This window comes from Microbacterium sp. HA-8, assembly GCF_046111165.1.
Classification (GTDB): domain Bacteria; phylum Actinomycetota; class Actinomycetes; order Actinomycetales; family Microbacteriaceae; genus Microbacterium.
In genome coordinates, this window is sequence record NZ_CP162025.1 from 3,313,342 (window position 1) to 3,327,358 (window position 14,017).

Here is a 14,017-nt window from a genome sequence, read left to right on the forward strand (position 1 = left end):
GACGGAGTCCAGCGACGCACCGCCCTGTTGGGCTCGCTGGAGAAGCTGGGACGCGAGCGCGCTGGCTCCCTCACGCATCTCGTCGTACGCAATGGCGTCATTCACACGCCATGCAGATTGGCCAGCCGCCATGTTTTCCGCCTCCTGGCGCGAGTTTAGCTGGCTAAACCGAAAAGGCTGAAGCGGTATTTCGGCGTTCCTGTCCTTCGCCGTGATATCTAGCTTCCTCACGGCGGTCTGCGGTTGTCAGGGGCACGGCGCCAGCCGTGTCGCAACGCGACGCGAAGCGCCCTTGACGGCCGCGCGACGGCGCGTACGATCGCGGATCACCGGCCGAAGGGATTACTCGCGTGCGAGAGAGCTGATGTCTCTGATGAAAGCGCGCCGGTCGGCGGCGGGGTCGGTGATGAGTCCAGCGATGCGCAACCGCCACACCCCGCGCGCTGGCCCCTGCAAGCCGACGAGTGGCTTGATACACCAGGCGACGTCCTCGCCGAGCGTGTAACCCGGCTCCTCGGTCGCGCGCTCGGGGTAGTAGGTGAAGGCCGCAACAGCAACTCGCGTGATGGTCGCTTCGACGTCTGTTCTATCGATCATGCTGGTCCCTTCGTTTCGTGCGCGCAGGAGCGGCTGCGCCAATATTCTCGTTCCCCGCGATGCACAGGGCTAACTCGCGAGTGAGCACCACACCAACGACGCGCCTGGGGAGGAATCATCGCCCCATTCCTCTCGTCTGAGAGTTCGGGCCGGCGTGTGGTCGGGCGGCGTCTCCTCGCTCGATGACGCGCTTTTCGCCGATCCGGAGCCGTGCATTGATCTCGCGCGCAACGTTCTCCATGCGTTGCTCTTCGGCGGAAAGTCGGCCCGGTACATCGTGTCGGAGTTCGGGGTTGCGGGCGGCGTAGTGGGTGGTGCGGGCGCGGTAGCAATCGCGTTGCCATTCGTCGAGGAGACGTTGCGGCGTGCGACCTTCGTCGCGGAGGGCAGCGACCGCGTTCGCGTCCCGATGCGGCGCGAAGAACAGCGTGGCGCTCTCGAGGTTGGTGTCTCGTTCGGTGGATGTTGCGCGGTGTCTCCTATGCGGTGGGAGCCCGGCCTCGATGCGGCGGCGTTCTCGTGCCTTCCAGGCGCGAGCCGCCGCGAGTTCGCGTTCCTTGTTTGCCGCGTAGTACTCGCGCCTTCTTGCCTTGATCTGCTCGGCATTGCGTTCATAGTGGCGGCGTGCGTTTTCCTTCTTCTGCTCCGGGTCGTCCCGATACTTGTCACGGCGTTTCGCCGCCCGTTCTTCCTTGTGCCGCTCACGCCACTCCGCGTTCGCACGTGAGCGTTCCTCGCGATACGCGTCAGGATCTGCGGCCTTGCGTCGAGCAAGGTAGTCACGCTGGTACGCGCGACGTTGCTCGATGTTGGCGTGATAGTAGTCGCGCGACTTCCTCGCGTTCTTCTCGCGGCGCTCTTCCTCACGGCGCTTCTGCTCCGCGGCGCGGCGGTTGCGGTCCACCTCGTTCCGGTTGATCCGTTCGCGGTTCGCGGCGTCGTAGTTCCTCCGGTATTCGCGGATGTGATCCTGGTTGTTCTGCCGCCACTGCCGCTTGTACTCACGGATCCGCTCGCCCGCCTCCTCCGATTCCTCCATCGGGCATCACCGCCCGATCCCGGCCATGAACGTGGCAGCCGGACCGGATGCTGGCGAATGGGTCGTGCCTGCGCTGGCGAGCCGGTCTACGAAATCGGGCCGGAATCCTGACCAGTGGTGCTGCGGCTCATTGTCGACGATGACCACGGGCGCTTCGCTGTACCCGAGATCTTCGGTGATGAAATCGCGAGCCGCCAGATTGCCCACATCCGTCACGTCAATCACGGCGAAGCGGATGCCGCTCTCCTCCAACTTGCGGATCGTCAGCCGACACCGCTGGCAGGACGGCCCGGTCGAGTAGACGTTCACGGACAGCATCAGGACAACTCCCGCGCCGTTCGTTCGACAGCCGACGCCCCGATCCTTGGCACTCCTGAAGTTGCAGAGTCCGGGACTCCTGAAGTCCGAGAGTGCGGATGTTCGGAAATCACGGACTGCAGGAGTGCGTCCTCGGTGTCGCCGACGAGCTGATCCGCGTTCGCCAGCAGCAGGTCGATCGCAACGCGGACGAGCGTGTTCTCGGTGATCCGCTCCTGACGGTCGGTGCGGCGCCGCATCAGTGCGCGAGCGAGTTGGGTGAGCTCGACATACTGGTCCTCCCGCAGCCGAGTTTCTTTCCGGGTGAGACGTGCGTATTTCGCCACGCCTCGCACGAGCGGAGGGGCTTTCGCCTCCATCTCATTGGCCATTGCGCGCCCGGTCGGCGGGGCAAGTGACGTGACGCGCGCTCGCGCGTCACCCAGCTGTCCTGCAAGGTCGATCTTGCCCATCGTCACCACCTCGAGTGCAGTCCGGACTGCAGGTGTGACGTCAGCTCGAATCCGACGCGGGTGATGTCGGCGATCGATCCCTCGGTGCGGCGGGTGTCGGCGAGGTTGGTGACTAACCGTCCGAGCATCGGAGCATGGGCGTGGATCAGGTACTGGCGCAGATAGGACTGGAAGGTGAGCAGTCCGAACGAATCCTGCAACACCGTCTGCCACTGCTGGTACTGGCCCGGGATACGCCCGTCCACGCGGTTCAGCAGCACCCGGTAGGGCAGTCCGCGCGGTTCGATCAGGCGGGTGACCGTGCGGAGCGTGGGGTCGATCGCCATCGGCTCGGGGACGACCGGAACGATGACGTAGTCCGCAGCGTCGAGGACAGCCTCGAGGGTGCGGGTGTCTTCGAGACTTCCTGGAGTGTCGACAACGACGAGGTCGTACAAGTCGTCGAGTTCACGCAGTCGGGTAAGCACGCCAGGGTCGTGGTCGTCGGCGAAGTCGAACGGGATGTGTGCGGCCATGTTCTGCGCCCACCACGTGGTTGAACCCTGCGGATCGACATCAACGACCAGCATCCGAAATGTCCTGGACAGGTGAGCCGCCAGTTGCATCGCGACGGTCGTCTTGCCGACCCCGCCCTTCTGATTTGCCACGGCGACGATTTTCACGACGCACTCCCGAAATGCCGGACTTCGGAAGGTCGGATGTGTCGGAGTACGGAAGTCCCGAGGTTCGAGAGTGTCGGAGTTCCGACGCCAGCCGTCCCTCCCCGTAGCCGGATAGCCCGGATCCGCGGATTTGCCGTTCGGTGTTCCCTTCTCTGTTCATCTCCCTGATCTCTCACTACTAGTGAGACAACAGACCGATATGCGCGCGACGTGACGCCGATAGCCCTCTCGGCGTGATGCCGATACCGACAGGACACGAAACCGACACCCGCTGTCGGCCCTATCGGTGTCCTGCCCGGATGCGCCCCGACAATGGCCTGCCATCGGACGGAGCGCCGACACTGTGGATAGTGCCGTTCGCTGCGGCGAACCTCTGGCGATGCATCCACGCTTGATCCTTCTCGCGGTACTCCTCGGGAACCGCGGGGAATCGGTAGATGCACGACAGCCACCTTCCGTCTACCCGCCGGTCGCGAGCGACGTGCACCAGTCCCGACTCGCCGAGCACCTTCACCACCCGCTGCACGGTGCGTACGTTCAAACAGGTACGACGTGCGATCGTTGCGTACGACGGGTAGGCGTACCCCTCGGCCGCGCTCTCCAGCTCCGCCAGGCACAGCAGCACCAGCTTCTCGGCCGGGGTCAGTGGCACCCAGGGCACATCTTCCAGACCTGCGGGCGTATCGGTCGCGATCCTCGGGCGGTTGTCCGTCTCCCACGCCCAGTTGCGTGCGCTCAAGCTCATGCTCGGCCTCTGACCTCGTCATCCACGTCACGAGTCACACCGCCTCGGACGTGCGATCGCAGGTTGACGCCTCGATCCACTCCTCCAACTCGTCGAGCGCGTAGACGATTGTGCGCCCGAGCTTGCGGTACCGCGGACCCTTGCCCTCGTACCGCCACATCGCGAGTTTGCCCTTGGTCACCCCCGGGAGCATCGCCGCGACTTCATCCGGGCTGAGGAACGTGTGGGCCAGTCCCGTTCGCATCGTGTTCGTGGTGTTTGCCATGATCCAACTCCTTTGCGTATACCCGACAAGGTTTGACGAGAGTGAATCAGATGTGACAAACTACGTCAAGGTTATACATGCATATTCGTGACGCGGAGAGGCAAACTAAGGAGGTGAAAATCGACGTGCGAACACTCGAAGGCGACCCCGTCACCTGGCGCGACGCCACACTCCCGATCGGGTCCGCGTTGCGCATCGTCCCGGCCTTCCGGGCGACCATCGAAGAAGACGACGTCCCGCACGAAACAACCGTGCAAGCCCGCTACGACCGTGAACTCGGCCGCTACCGTGTCACGTCCGTCAACGTGGTCATCGCCGAACCCGGCGGCGAGATCAATGGCGCCGCGCTCCGCCGCGTGCGCGTCCAAGAAATCGTGCAGGCAGCAACACCGTCATGCATCGCGATCTCCCTCGACGACGGGAACGACCCCACAACTGTTAGCGAGCTAACAACTGCAGAGGGTCGTCTCGTCCCCGAGTGGATGGCCGAACAGGCACGGCAACGCGCTAACAAAGAAGCGCGGATGGATCTCGTCGAACTGATCTACAGCGCCGCCGCGCTCTCGGGTCAGCCCCCCACCAAAGCCGTCCAAGCCGAACTCAACGTGCCCTACCGCACCGCCGCGGACTGGATCTCCAAAGCCCGCACCGCAGGACGCCTCGAAGGCATGAGCTACATCGCCGGCCGACAGGCGGATGGGTAGCGTCCACTCATACGACTCCGCGAAAGGCCGCCGGTATCTCGTCCGGTACCGCAAGCCGGATGGCAGCAACGGCGCCAAACGAGGGTTCAGCCGCAAGCGAGATGCGGAACTCTGGCTCGCTGACGTCGAGTCCAGCCGGGCGCGCGGCGAGTTCATCGATCCGAAAGCGGCACGCGTCACGATCAACACGCTCGGCCCAGGGTGGGTCGAAAGCAAACGTGCTTCTATGAAGCCGTCTTCGTTCGCACCCGTCGAGACGGCATGGCGCCTACGTGTTCAACCCACGTGGGGTCGTTGGGCTTTGTCCGACATCCGACACTCGGACATCAAAGACTGGGTCGGCAAGCTCAGCAAGCAGGTCGGCGCCACGGTCACTATCCGGACTTTCGGTGTGCTTGCAGGCATCCTGGACGATGCCGTACACGACAAACGCATCTCGCTGAACCCAGCACGCGTGGGCGACATCCCACTACCCCGGAAGAAGAAGCGCACCCACCGGTATCTGTCCCACGAGCAGGTTGCCGCCCTCGCACGGGCATCAGGCAGTCACAGGCTGCTTGTGCTGGTCCTCGCCTACACAGGCATCAGATGGGCGGAAGCTACAGGGCTGCGCGTCCGCCACATTGACTTCGAACGCGGGCGTCTTCGGATCGAAGACAACGCAGTGGAAGTAGGCAACAGGGTGCATCTGGGAACACCGAAGTCACACAAAAGCCGCGCCGTGCCTGTGCCGCGCTTCGTCTTGGAACACCTCCGCCTTCATACCTCGCGCCTTGACGGCGACGCGCTCGTCTTCGCGGGCCGGGATGGCGGCTACATGCGCCGCACTCGGGCTAGCGAAGGATCGCGATCTTGGTTCAAGGTCGCCCTGAAGGAAGCGAACTTGGCCCTCATGACTCCACACGACCTGCGTCACACTGCCGCATCGCTCGCGGTTCAATCCGGCGCGCACGTCAAGACCATCCAAAGAATGCTCGGACACGCGTCCGCGGCGATGACACTCGACGTGTACAGCGATCTCTTCGACGACGACCTTGACTCGGTTTCGATCGCGTTGGATGCAGCTGCGTCCCGTGTCATGTCTCACGACATCGGTGACGAGTCTGCATCAGGACATCGGTGACAGTTCGGGGCTGTTTGGTGGTGACACTTCTCCTCTATTTGTGAGGGATGAGCCGTGTTGAGCCTGTCGATCCTCGTGTCCGTCTCGCGATCGCGCAGTGGCCGCCGGATGCGCCGCGTGGGGTAGTGACGACGTTCTGCGCGGAGCATTCGATCTCGCGGAAGACGTTCTACGCGATCCGCAATCGCGCCCTCGTCGAGGGGCAGGCCGCGGCGCTCGAGCCGCGGAGCCGGCGACCGAAGTCCAGCCCGACGGCCATCGCCGACGACGTCAAGGTTCAGGCAGTGGGGGTGCGGCGCGCGCTGGAGGAGTCCGGGCTGGATCACGGGCCGATCAGCGTGCACGACAAGATGATCGCCCTGGGGATGGCACCGGTGCCGTCGATCGCTGCTCTGGCGCGGATCTTCCGGGAGGCCGGTGTCGCCCGAGTCGAGCCGAGGAAGAAGCCGCGGGCCGCGTATCGCCGGTTCGTGTATCCGGCGCCCAACGCATGCTGGCAGCTCGACGCGACCGAGTACGTCCTCGCCGGCGGCCGCAAATGCGTGATCTTCCAGCTCATAGACGACCACTCCCGCTACGCCGTCGCGTCCCACGCCGCCGTCGGCGAGACCTCCAGAGACGCGATCCGGGTGGTCCGCAAGGCGATCAAACGTCACGGTGTTCCTCAGCGGCTGCTGTCGGACAACGGCATCGCACTGAACCCCTCACGCCGCGGAATCATCGGGCAGCTCGTCGAGTATGTGTCCCGGCTCGGCGTCGAACCGATCACCGGGAAGCCCTACAAGCCGACCACGCAAGGCAAGAACGAGCGGTTCCACCAGACCTTGTTCCGCTACCTCGACAAGCAGCCCATCGCCGGCAACCTCCGAGAACTGCAGGCTCAGGTCGACCGGTTCGACCACATCTACAACACCGAACGCCCGCATCAGGCGTTGCCCGGCCGGATCACACCGTTGCAGGCGTGGGAAGCGACACAGAAAGCGACCCCGCCCAGACCTCGAACCATCAAACGCAAGCCGAACGATCCGCTCCCGCCGGCACCCTCGCCGAACGGTCGGGTGCTCGACGGGATCCGCGTCGCGACAGTCCATCCGAACGGATCAATCAAGGTCCGCGGCTGCATCTTCAACATCAGCTACCCGATGCGCGGACAGGACGTGTTCGTCCTCTACGAGCCCGCCGGGATCATGGTCTTCGACGAACGCGGCACCCTCATCGTCGAACACCTCTGGCCACCACCCGGCATCCGCTACGTCGGCAACGGCAGGCCCCGCGGACCCAAACCCAAAGAACTGCCACCGATGTCCTGATACAAGAAGTGTCACCGATGTCCTGATGCAGAACCGTCACCCATGTCCTGAGACATCACATGCAGCTGCGTCCCGTTCGGGTGTTCTCAATTTGTTCTCGAATGAGGACGAAGCACCCGAGCAACGATCCTGAGACCCGCGTGAATACGCCACTATGTCGCAGAATTCTGTGGCGGAGACGGAGGGATTTGAACCCTCGGTCCCCGTGAGGGGACTCCACCTTAGCAGGGTGGTGCACTAGGCCTGACTATGCGACGTCTCCATGGCACCCAACGCGAAACGGCGCGGGCGCACCCCGCAATACTAACCGCAACCGCGGCACACGACGAACCGTGGATGCTGTGGCCACAGCATCCACGCGGGTGTCAGCCGTTGCCGTTCGAACAGGTGTCCATGGCGGCCGTCTGGCCCGCGATCGCCTCGGGCAGCACTGCGGCGGTCTCGGTGGGCTCGGGCGTCGCGCCGGAAGTGGCCTCCTGGGACGGCTCGGGTGCGGGCTCGGCCGTCGGCTCGGGGGACTGCACGATCACGCCGTCACCCTGGCTCGCCTCGCCCGACAGCTGCAGCGGCTGATTGGCCTCGAGCGCCGCCCACAGCTCCTCGGCCGCCGCATAGTTGGGCACTACGCGGTTGGAGTCGGACGGGTCGGTGAGCACGGGATAGGAGATGAAGACGATCTCGTCGAACGGAACGTCCTTGACGGCGAGCGCGATCTGCACGAGCGTCAGCGGGTTGGTCAGCGTCGCGCTCGGCGTGATGTTCTGCAGCGCGGTGCCGGCGAGCGAATACAGTGTCGCGGGGTTCGCGAGCACCTCGTCGCTGATCAGCTTGCGCGCCAGACGAGACATGTACTGCTGCTGATTCGAGATACGGCCGAGGTCGCCTCCGTTGCCGACGCCGTGGCGGGTGCGCAGAAACTGCAGCGCCTCGATGCCCTGCAGTGTCACATTGCCCTCGGGCAGGTCGAGGCCCGTGTGGTAGTCGGTGATGCCGTTGGCGATGCAGACCTCGACGCCGCCGATCGCGTTGGTGACCTCGATCACGCCACCCCATGTGATCGATGCGGCGAACGGGATGTTCTGCCCCGTGAGGTCGGAGATCGTGTTGACGGCGCACGAGAGTCCGCCGTACGAGAAGGTCGAATTGAGCGGCTGCTTGCTCATCGCCGACGACGTGCGTCCCGTCTCGGGGTCGGTGCACTCGGGGATCGGCAGCATCAGGTCGCGCGGAAAGCTCACGACCGTCACCCGACGCGGGGCGTCCGAGATGTGCACGAGCATGTTGACGTCGTTGAGCTCGCCCCCGGCGTCGGGGCCCGTGCAGCGATCGCCGAAGTACTGCGCGTACTCCGGCTCGCACGCGTCGGTGCCGGCGACGAACAGGTTGACCCCGCCCTCGATCTCGCCGATGTCGGGCGGTACGGCCGCCTGCCCCTCGAGCTCGACAGCCGCGTCGGTGAAGCTCGCGACGGCCGTGTAGGCGGTGTACGAGACGACCCCGACACCCGCGACCATCACGACGGCGAGCCCGACGGCGACGAACCGCACGATCTGACCCCAGGCGGACGGCGACGACAGCTGACCGTGCCGGGCGACGGTCGACCGACGCTTCGGCGGCTTCGTCTCGCTCACTCGGATCCTCTCGGGGCGGGGGTCCGCCGAGAACGTCTGGCGGAGGGTGTGGGATTCGAACCCACGGGACATTGCTGCCCACTGGTTTTCAAGACCAGGTCCATCGGCCGCTCGGACAACCCTCCCGGCGGCACCGGAAACCCGGAACCGTCGACGGCGTCGAGTCTAACCGACAGACGAGATGGCCCCGATTCTGGCAGGAACGGCTGGCAAGGCCCTGAAAGCGGGACGCTTTCGGCGTGGCGCTCGCGCGTCAGCGACCGAGCGCCCGCAGGATCGCGGCGACCCCGCCCTCCTGCACCGAAGTCGTCACCTCGCCCGCCGCCGCGCGCACCTCGTCGGGTCCCTGCGCCATGGCGATCGCCCGCCCTCCGTGCGCGAGCGCCCACTCGAACATGCCGACGTCGTTGCGACCGTCGCCGATCACCAGCACACGGTCGGCGGGCATGCCGAGCCAGCCCCGGACGATCTCGAGCGCGGTGCCCTTGTCGACCCCCTGGGGTGCGATGTCGAGCCACGCGGTCCAGCCGATGGCGTACGAGACCTGGTTGAGACCGATGCGATCGACCAGCTCGAGGAAGTCCGACTCGGCGTGCTCCGGCGAGACGACGACGACGCGGCACACGGGCACCGCCGCGAGCTCCTCGAACGGCACGCGGTGAGCGGCGAGCAGGTTCCAGTCGTCGAGGTACTCGGTGTACATGCGCTCGCCGTTGGGCAGCTCCACGAGGTAGTGCGCATCGGGCAGGTGCTCGCGCAGCAGGGTCAGCACGGCGGTCGCATCGAAGGTCTCGGTGTGCACCCGCTCGTAGTGCACGTCGTCGCGGTCCACCCGCTGCAGCACCACGGCGCCGTTCGAGCACACGACGTACTCGGGGTCGAGCTCGAGCGCCCGCAGAATACCGCGGGTGCCCTCCCAGCTGCGGCCGGTGGCGAGCATCACCTCGTGGCCGGCCTCGCGTGCATCGGCCACGGCCTCCACGATGCCCGGGCTCAACGTCTCGTCCTCGAGCAGGACCGTGCCGTCGATGTCGAGCACGATGAGCATCGGAGCGAGCGCGGATGCCGTCGCTGCAGCATCCCCCGTCTCCTCGGCGATGTCCTCGACGAGATCGGCTGCCTCGTCGGGCGTGACGATCTCGATCGATCCGGACTCGGGCAGCGAGGCCGACCCCTCGGGCCCCTCGTCGCTCGCCCGGTACGCGGTCATGCGATCGGCTCCAGCACCTCGAGGCCGCCGAGGTACGGGCGCAGCACCTCGGGCACCGTGACCGACCCGTCGGCCCGCTGGTGCGTCTCGAGCAGCGCGACGATCCAGCGCGTCGTCGCGAGCGTGCCGTTGAGGGTCGCGACCGTCTGCGTCTTGCCGCCGTCGGGGCGATGCCGGATGTCGAGCCTGCGCGCCTGATACGTCGTGCAGTTCGAGGTCGACGTCAGCTCGCGGTACGCACCCTGCGTGGGAATCCACGCCTCGATGTCGTACTTGCGAGCCGCCGACGACCCGAGATCTCCCGCGGCGACGTCGATCACGCGGTACGACAGGCCGAGCGGCTGCAGCATCTGCTCCTGCCACGCCAGCAGACGCAGGTGCTCGGCCTCGGCGTCTTCGGGGGTGGTGTAGACGAACATCTCGAGCTTGTTGAACTGGTGCACGCGGATGATGCCGCGCGTGTCCTTGCCGTGCGACCCCGCCTCGCGGCGGTAGCACGTCGACCAGCCGGCATAGCGCAGCGCCCCCTCCGACAGGTCGAGGATCTCGTCCTTGTGGTAACCGGCGAGCGCCACCTCGCTCGTGCCGGTGAGGTAGAGGTCGTCGTCGGGCAGGTGATAGACCTCGTCGGCGTGCTCGCCGAGGAACCCCGTGCCCTTCATGATCTCGGGGCGGACGAGGGTCGGCGTGATGAGCGGCGTGAATCCGGCCTCGATCGCGGTGTTCAGCGCGAGGTTCATGAGCGCCAGCTCGAGGCGTGCGCCCACGCCCTTCAGAAAGTAGAAGCGGGCCCCCGACACCTTGGCGCCGCGCTCCATGTCGATCGCGCCGAGCTTCTCGCCGAGCGCGAGGTGGTCGAGGGGTTCGAAGTCGAACGCGACGGGCTCGCCGACGGTGCGCACGAGCGCGAAGTTCTCCTCGCCGCCCGCGGGAACGCCCTCGATCACGAGATTCTCGATACGCGAGAGGGCGGATGCTGCCGCCTGCTCCGCCGCGGCGACCCGGGTCTGCGCCTGCTTGACCTGCTCGGCCATGCCCTTCGCCTCGGCGACCAGCGCGGCCTTCTCGTCCTTCGGGGCGGCCGCCACCCGCTTGCCGAAGGCGTTCTGCGCGGCACGCAGCTCCTCGAACGAGGAGAGCGCGGCACGGCGCTCGCGGTCGGCATCGAGGGCGGCATCCACCGTCTGAGGCGAGTGGCCGCGCGCCACCTGCGAGCGCTTCACCAGGTCGGGGTGGTCGCGAAGGAGCAGGGCATCGATCACCCGGACAGTCTAGTTGCGGCATTCATCGCCGGTTCGCGGGCACGGACGGGCGCCCGGCCTGACCCTAAGGTGGACCCATGACCGCGGCCTCCGGCACCTCCGACGACGAACCGGACCCCGCGGAGGCCGCCCGGCCCGACGACGTCATCCGTCAACCGGATGACATCGCGCCCGACAAGGCCGACGGCGAATCGGGCGCGGCGCGTCAGGTCACCCCCGAGGGCGAGACGACCTCGATGGATGCCCCCGACCCCGCGCCCCGCAAACGCGCGGCGCTGGTCTACAACCCCATCAAGGTCACGCCCGATCGCCTGCGTGCCCTCGTCACCGACCTCTCGGCGGCGGCCGACTGGGCCGAGCCGATCTTCTTCGAGACGACCGTCGACGACCTCGGCGACGACGTCACCCGCCAGGCACTCGAGGAGGGCGTCGACGCCGTGCTCGTGGCGGGCGGCGACGGCACGGTGCGCGCGGTGTCCGAGGCGATGGCGGGCACGGGCACGCCTCTGACGATCGTGCCCAGCGGCACCGGCAACCTCCTCGCGCGCAACCTGAACCTGCCCCTGAACGACCCGGAGCCCATGGTCGCGGCGACGTTCGCGGGCGACACGCACCCCGTCGACATCGGGTTCGCCGACATCCGCCGTGCCGATGGCACGCGCAATCGACACGCCTTCGTGGTCATGGCCGGAATCGGCCTGGACGCCGCGATGATCGCCAACACCAACTCGCAGCTGAAGAAGGCCGTCGGCTGGGTCGCCTACGTCGACGGCGCGGCACGTTCGCTCGCGACCGCCAAGGCGTTCCGCGTGATGTACCAGATGAAGGAACGCCGGCTGCACTCGGCCAAGGTGCAGAGCGTGCTCTTCGCCAACTGCGGCGCGCTGCCCGCGGGCATCTCGCTGATCCCGGAGGCCTCGGTCGCCGACGGCCTGCTCGATGTCGCGATCATCCAGCCCACCGGCGCGTTCGGCTGGTTGGGCGTCTGGCGCAAGGTCTGGTGGGACAACAGCGTGCTGCGCCGCTTCCGCGCGGGACGCCGCGTACTCGAGCGTCGCGGCCGCGACTCGTCGGTGCGCTACCTGCAGGGTGAGGGCATCGAGCTGGCGACCCAGCCGGCGCAGCCCATCGAGCTCGACGGCGACGAGTTCGGCGAAGCGGTGCGCATCCGCTGCACGATCGACCGCGGCGCGCTGCTCATCGTCGTGCCGGACGGGCACGACACGTCGTCCCTGTAGCGGCCTCTGCCCGGTCGGGCGTCGCGCGTCAAGGCCGCGCCGCAGCATCCCCGCGCCGGTAGCCTGCAGAAATGACGAGCCCCTCGATCGTGTGGCTGCGCGACGACCTGCGCCTGGCCGACAACCCCGCCCTGCGCGCTGCTCTCGACCGCGACGAACCCGTTGTCGTGGTGTACGTGCTCGACGAGGTCTCCCCCGGCATCAGGCCGCTCGGCGGAGCGGCGAAGTGGTGGCTGCACGGGTCGCTGGCATCGCTGGGCGAGCGCCTGCACGAGCGCGGCGGCACGCTCGTGCTGCGCCGCGGCACCGCCGCCGACGTGCTGCCGCGGGTGGTACGCGACACCGGCGCGGGCGCGGTGTTCTGGAACCGTCGCTACGGCGGCGCCGAGCGCGATGTCGATGCGGGGCTGAAGGAGACGCTGCGGGCCGACGGCGTCGAGGTCGCGTCGTTCGCCGGGTCGCTGCTCTTCGAACCCTGGACCGTCACGACCGGCGCGGGCGGGTCGTACTCGGTGTTCACCCCGTTCTGGAAGGCGTGTCTCGCGCTGCCCGCGCCGCGCGCTCCGCTTCCCGAGCCGCGCGCGGTGCCCGCCCCTGCGGAGCGAGTGGACTCCGACGAGCTCGACGACTGGGCTCTGCTGCCGACCGCGCCGGACTGGGCCGGCGGGCTGCGCGAGGTGTGGGAGCCGGGAGAGCCGGCCGCGCGGGCACGGCTGCGCGAGTTCCTCGCCGACGATCTCGCCGACTACGACGCCGCGCGCGACGAACCTGCCGCGGGAGCGACCTCGCGACTGTCCCCGCGTTTGCGCTGGGGCGAGATCAGTCCGTACACCGTGTGGCACGAGACGGTGTCGGCACGGGAGTCGGGAGCGAACGCGGGCGCCGCGTCGCGGTTTCTGAGCGAGATCGGCTGGCGTGAGTTCGCCGCGCACGTGCTGTTCTCGCATCCCGATCTGGCGACAGTGAATCTGCGCCGCGAGTTCGATGCGTTTCCGTGGCCGCGGCTCAAGCCCTCGCACCTCGAGGCCTGGCAGCAGGGCCGGACCGGCGTGCCGCTCGTCGACGCCGGCATGCGGGAGCTCTGGCGCACCGGCATCATGCACAACCGCGTCCGCATGGTGACGGCGTCGTATCTGATCAAGAACCTGCTGATCGATTGGCGGCGCGGCGAGGAGTGGTTCTGGGACACCCTGGTCGACGCCGACGGCGCCTCCAACCCCTTCAACTGGCAATGGGTCGCGGGCTCGGGGGCCGATGCGGCACCGTACTTCCGCGTCTTCAACCCCGAGCTGCAGGCCGAGAAGTTCGACAGACACGGCACGTACGTGCGGGAGTGGGCGCCCGACCACGCGGAGGGCCGCGGACCCGAGCCCCTTGTCGATCTGAAGCGCTCGCGCGCCGCGGCACTCGAGGCGTACGAGCAGGTCAAGCGCGCAGCGCGCTGAGCCCGGCGCCCGCCCG

Annotated in this window: 14 protein-coding genes, 2 tRNA genes and 1 pseudogene; 5 read left to right on the plus strand and 12 right to left on the minus strand. The window is 67.1% G+C overall.

Going from position 1 to position 14,017, the window contains the following annotated elements:
• Nucleotides 1-342: 342 nt before the first annotated feature.
• The 7 genes from AB2L57_RS15825 to AB2L57_RS15855 all read right to left on the minus strand — a co-directional run bounded on the left by AB2L57_RS15825 (nucleotide 343) and on the right by AB2L57_RS15855 (nucleotide 4,078).
• Nucleotides 343-597: a hypothetical protein gene (locus tag AB2L57_RS15825; protein ID WP_100812810.1), complete on the minus strand. Its 255-nt coding sequence runs from the start codon at nucleotides 595-597 to the stop codon at nucleotides 343-345.
• A 115-nt stretch (nucleotides 598-712) separates the two neighbouring features.
• Complete coding sequence (locus tag AB2L57_RS15830; RefSeq protein WP_409047527.1) at nucleotides 713-1,501, minus strand: hypothetical protein; 789 nt, start codon at nucleotides 1,499-1,501, stop codon at nucleotides 713-715.
• A 141-nt stretch (nucleotides 1,502-1,642) separates the two neighbouring features.
• Nucleotides 1,643-1,954, minus strand: a complete 312-nt coding sequence (locus AB2L57_RS15835; RefSeq protein WP_181003473.1) for a glutaredoxin family protein — start codon at nucleotides 1,952-1,954, stop codon at nucleotides 1,643-1,645.
• The gene (locus AB2L57_RS15840; protein ID WP_219811481.1) at nucleotides 1,954-2,406 is read right to left on the minus strand and encodes a hypothetical protein; all 453 of its coding nucleotides are present in this window, start codon (nucleotides 2,404-2,406) and stop codon (nucleotides 1,954-1,956) included. The genes AB2L57_RS15835 and AB2L57_RS15840 overlap by 1 nt, the downstream gene beginning before the upstream one ends.
• Nucleotides 2,407-2,408: 2 nt before the next feature.
• Nucleotides 2,409-3,068 carry a ParA family protein gene (locus tag AB2L57_RS15845; protein WP_100812808.1) on the minus strand — a complete coding sequence of 220 codons (660 nt, stop codon included), beginning with the start codon at nucleotides 3,066-3,068 and terminating at the stop codon, nucleotides 2,409-2,411.
• A 280-nt stretch (nucleotides 3,069-3,348) separates the two neighbouring features.
• Entirely contained in the window at nucleotides 3,349-3,813 is a 465-nt protein-coding gene (locus tag AB2L57_RS15850) for a helix-turn-helix domain-containing protein (protein WP_100812807.1), read from the minus strand.
• Nucleotides 3,814-3,847: 34 nt separating this feature from the next.
• The gene (locus AB2L57_RS15855) at nucleotides 3,848-4,078 is read right to left on the minus strand and encodes an AlpA family transcriptional regulator (RefSeq protein WP_232711389.1); all 231 of its coding nucleotides are present in this window, start codon (nucleotides 4,076-4,078) and stop codon (nucleotides 3,848-3,850) included.
• A gap of 113 nt (nucleotides 4,079-4,191) precedes the next feature.
• Between AB2L57_RS15855 and AB2L57_RS15860 the strand changes: the two genes are divergently transcribed.
• The 3 genes and pseudogenes from AB2L57_RS15860 to AB2L57_RS15870 all read left to right on the plus strand — a co-directional run bounded on the left by AB2L57_RS15860 (nucleotide 4,192) and on the right by AB2L57_RS15870 (nucleotide 7,241).
• Nucleotides 4,192-4,782 carry a hypothetical protein gene (locus AB2L57_RS15860; protein WP_100812806.1) on the plus strand — a complete coding sequence of 197 codons (591 nt, stop codon included), beginning with the start codon at nucleotides 4,192-4,194 and terminating at the stop codon, nucleotides 4,780-4,782.
• The gene (locus AB2L57_RS15865; RefSeq protein WP_409047528.1) at nucleotides 4,775-5,905 is read left to right on the plus strand and encodes a tyrosine-type recombinase/integrase; all 1,131 of its coding nucleotides are present in this window, start codon (nucleotides 4,775-4,777) and stop codon (nucleotides 5,903-5,905) included. Before AB2L57_RS15860 ends, AB2L57_RS15865 begins: the two co-directional genes overlap by 8 nt.
• 125 nt (nucleotides 5,906-6,030) lie before the next feature.
• Nucleotides 6,031-7,241 (plus strand): annotated as a pseudogene (locus AB2L57_RS15870) (integrase core domain-containing protein).
• Nucleotides 7,242-7,385: 144 nt separating this feature from the next.
• Here the strand turns inward: AB2L57_RS15870 and AB2L57_RS15875 are convergent.
• The 5 genes from AB2L57_RS15875 to serS form a co-directional block, all read right to left on the minus strand.
• Nucleotides 7,386-7,477: transfer RNA gene (locus tag AB2L57_RS15875), tRNA-Ser, on the minus strand.
• 103 nt (nucleotides 7,478-7,580) lie between these two features.
• Nucleotides 7,581-8,846, minus strand: a complete 1,266-nt coding sequence (locus tag AB2L57_RS15880) for an LCP family protein (RefSeq protein ID WP_292809962.1) — start codon at nucleotides 8,844-8,846, stop codon at nucleotides 7,581-7,583.
• 37 nt (nucleotides 8,847-8,883) lie between these two features.
• Nucleotides 8,884-8,971, minus strand: a tRNA-Ser gene (locus tag AB2L57_RS15885).
• Between the two features lie 128 nt (nucleotides 8,972-9,099).
• The gene (locus AB2L57_RS15890; protein ID WP_292809960.1) at nucleotides 9,100-10,056 is read right to left on the minus strand and encodes an HAD family hydrolase; all 957 of its coding nucleotides are present in this window, start codon (nucleotides 10,054-10,056) and stop codon (nucleotides 9,100-9,102) included.
• On the minus strand, nucleotides 10,053-11,318 hold the full coding sequence (serS, locus tag AB2L57_RS15895) for a serine--tRNA ligase (RefSeq protein WP_409047529.1): 1,266 nt from the start codon (nucleotides 11,316-11,318) through the stop codon (nucleotides 10,053-10,055). The genes AB2L57_RS15890 and serS overlap by 4 nt, the downstream gene beginning before the upstream one ends.
• A gap of 77 nt (nucleotides 11,319-11,395) precedes the next feature.
• Here serS and AB2L57_RS15900 point away from each other — a divergent pair, with 77 nt between their 5' ends.
• Together AB2L57_RS15900 and AB2L57_RS15905 are read left to right on the plus strand one after the other, a co-directional pair.
• A complete protein-coding gene (locus AB2L57_RS15900; protein ID WP_292809958.1) occupies nucleotides 11,396-12,556 on the plus strand; it encodes a diacylglycerol kinase family protein in 1,161 nt (386 codons plus the stop codon).
• A gap of 71 nt (nucleotides 12,557-12,627) precedes the next feature.
• Entirely contained in the window at nucleotides 12,628-14,001 is a 1,374-nt protein-coding gene (locus AB2L57_RS15905; RefSeq protein WP_292809957.1) for a deoxyribodipyrimidine photo-lyase, read from the plus strand.
• The last annotated feature ends 16 nt before the right edge of the window (nucleotides 14,002-14,017 follow it).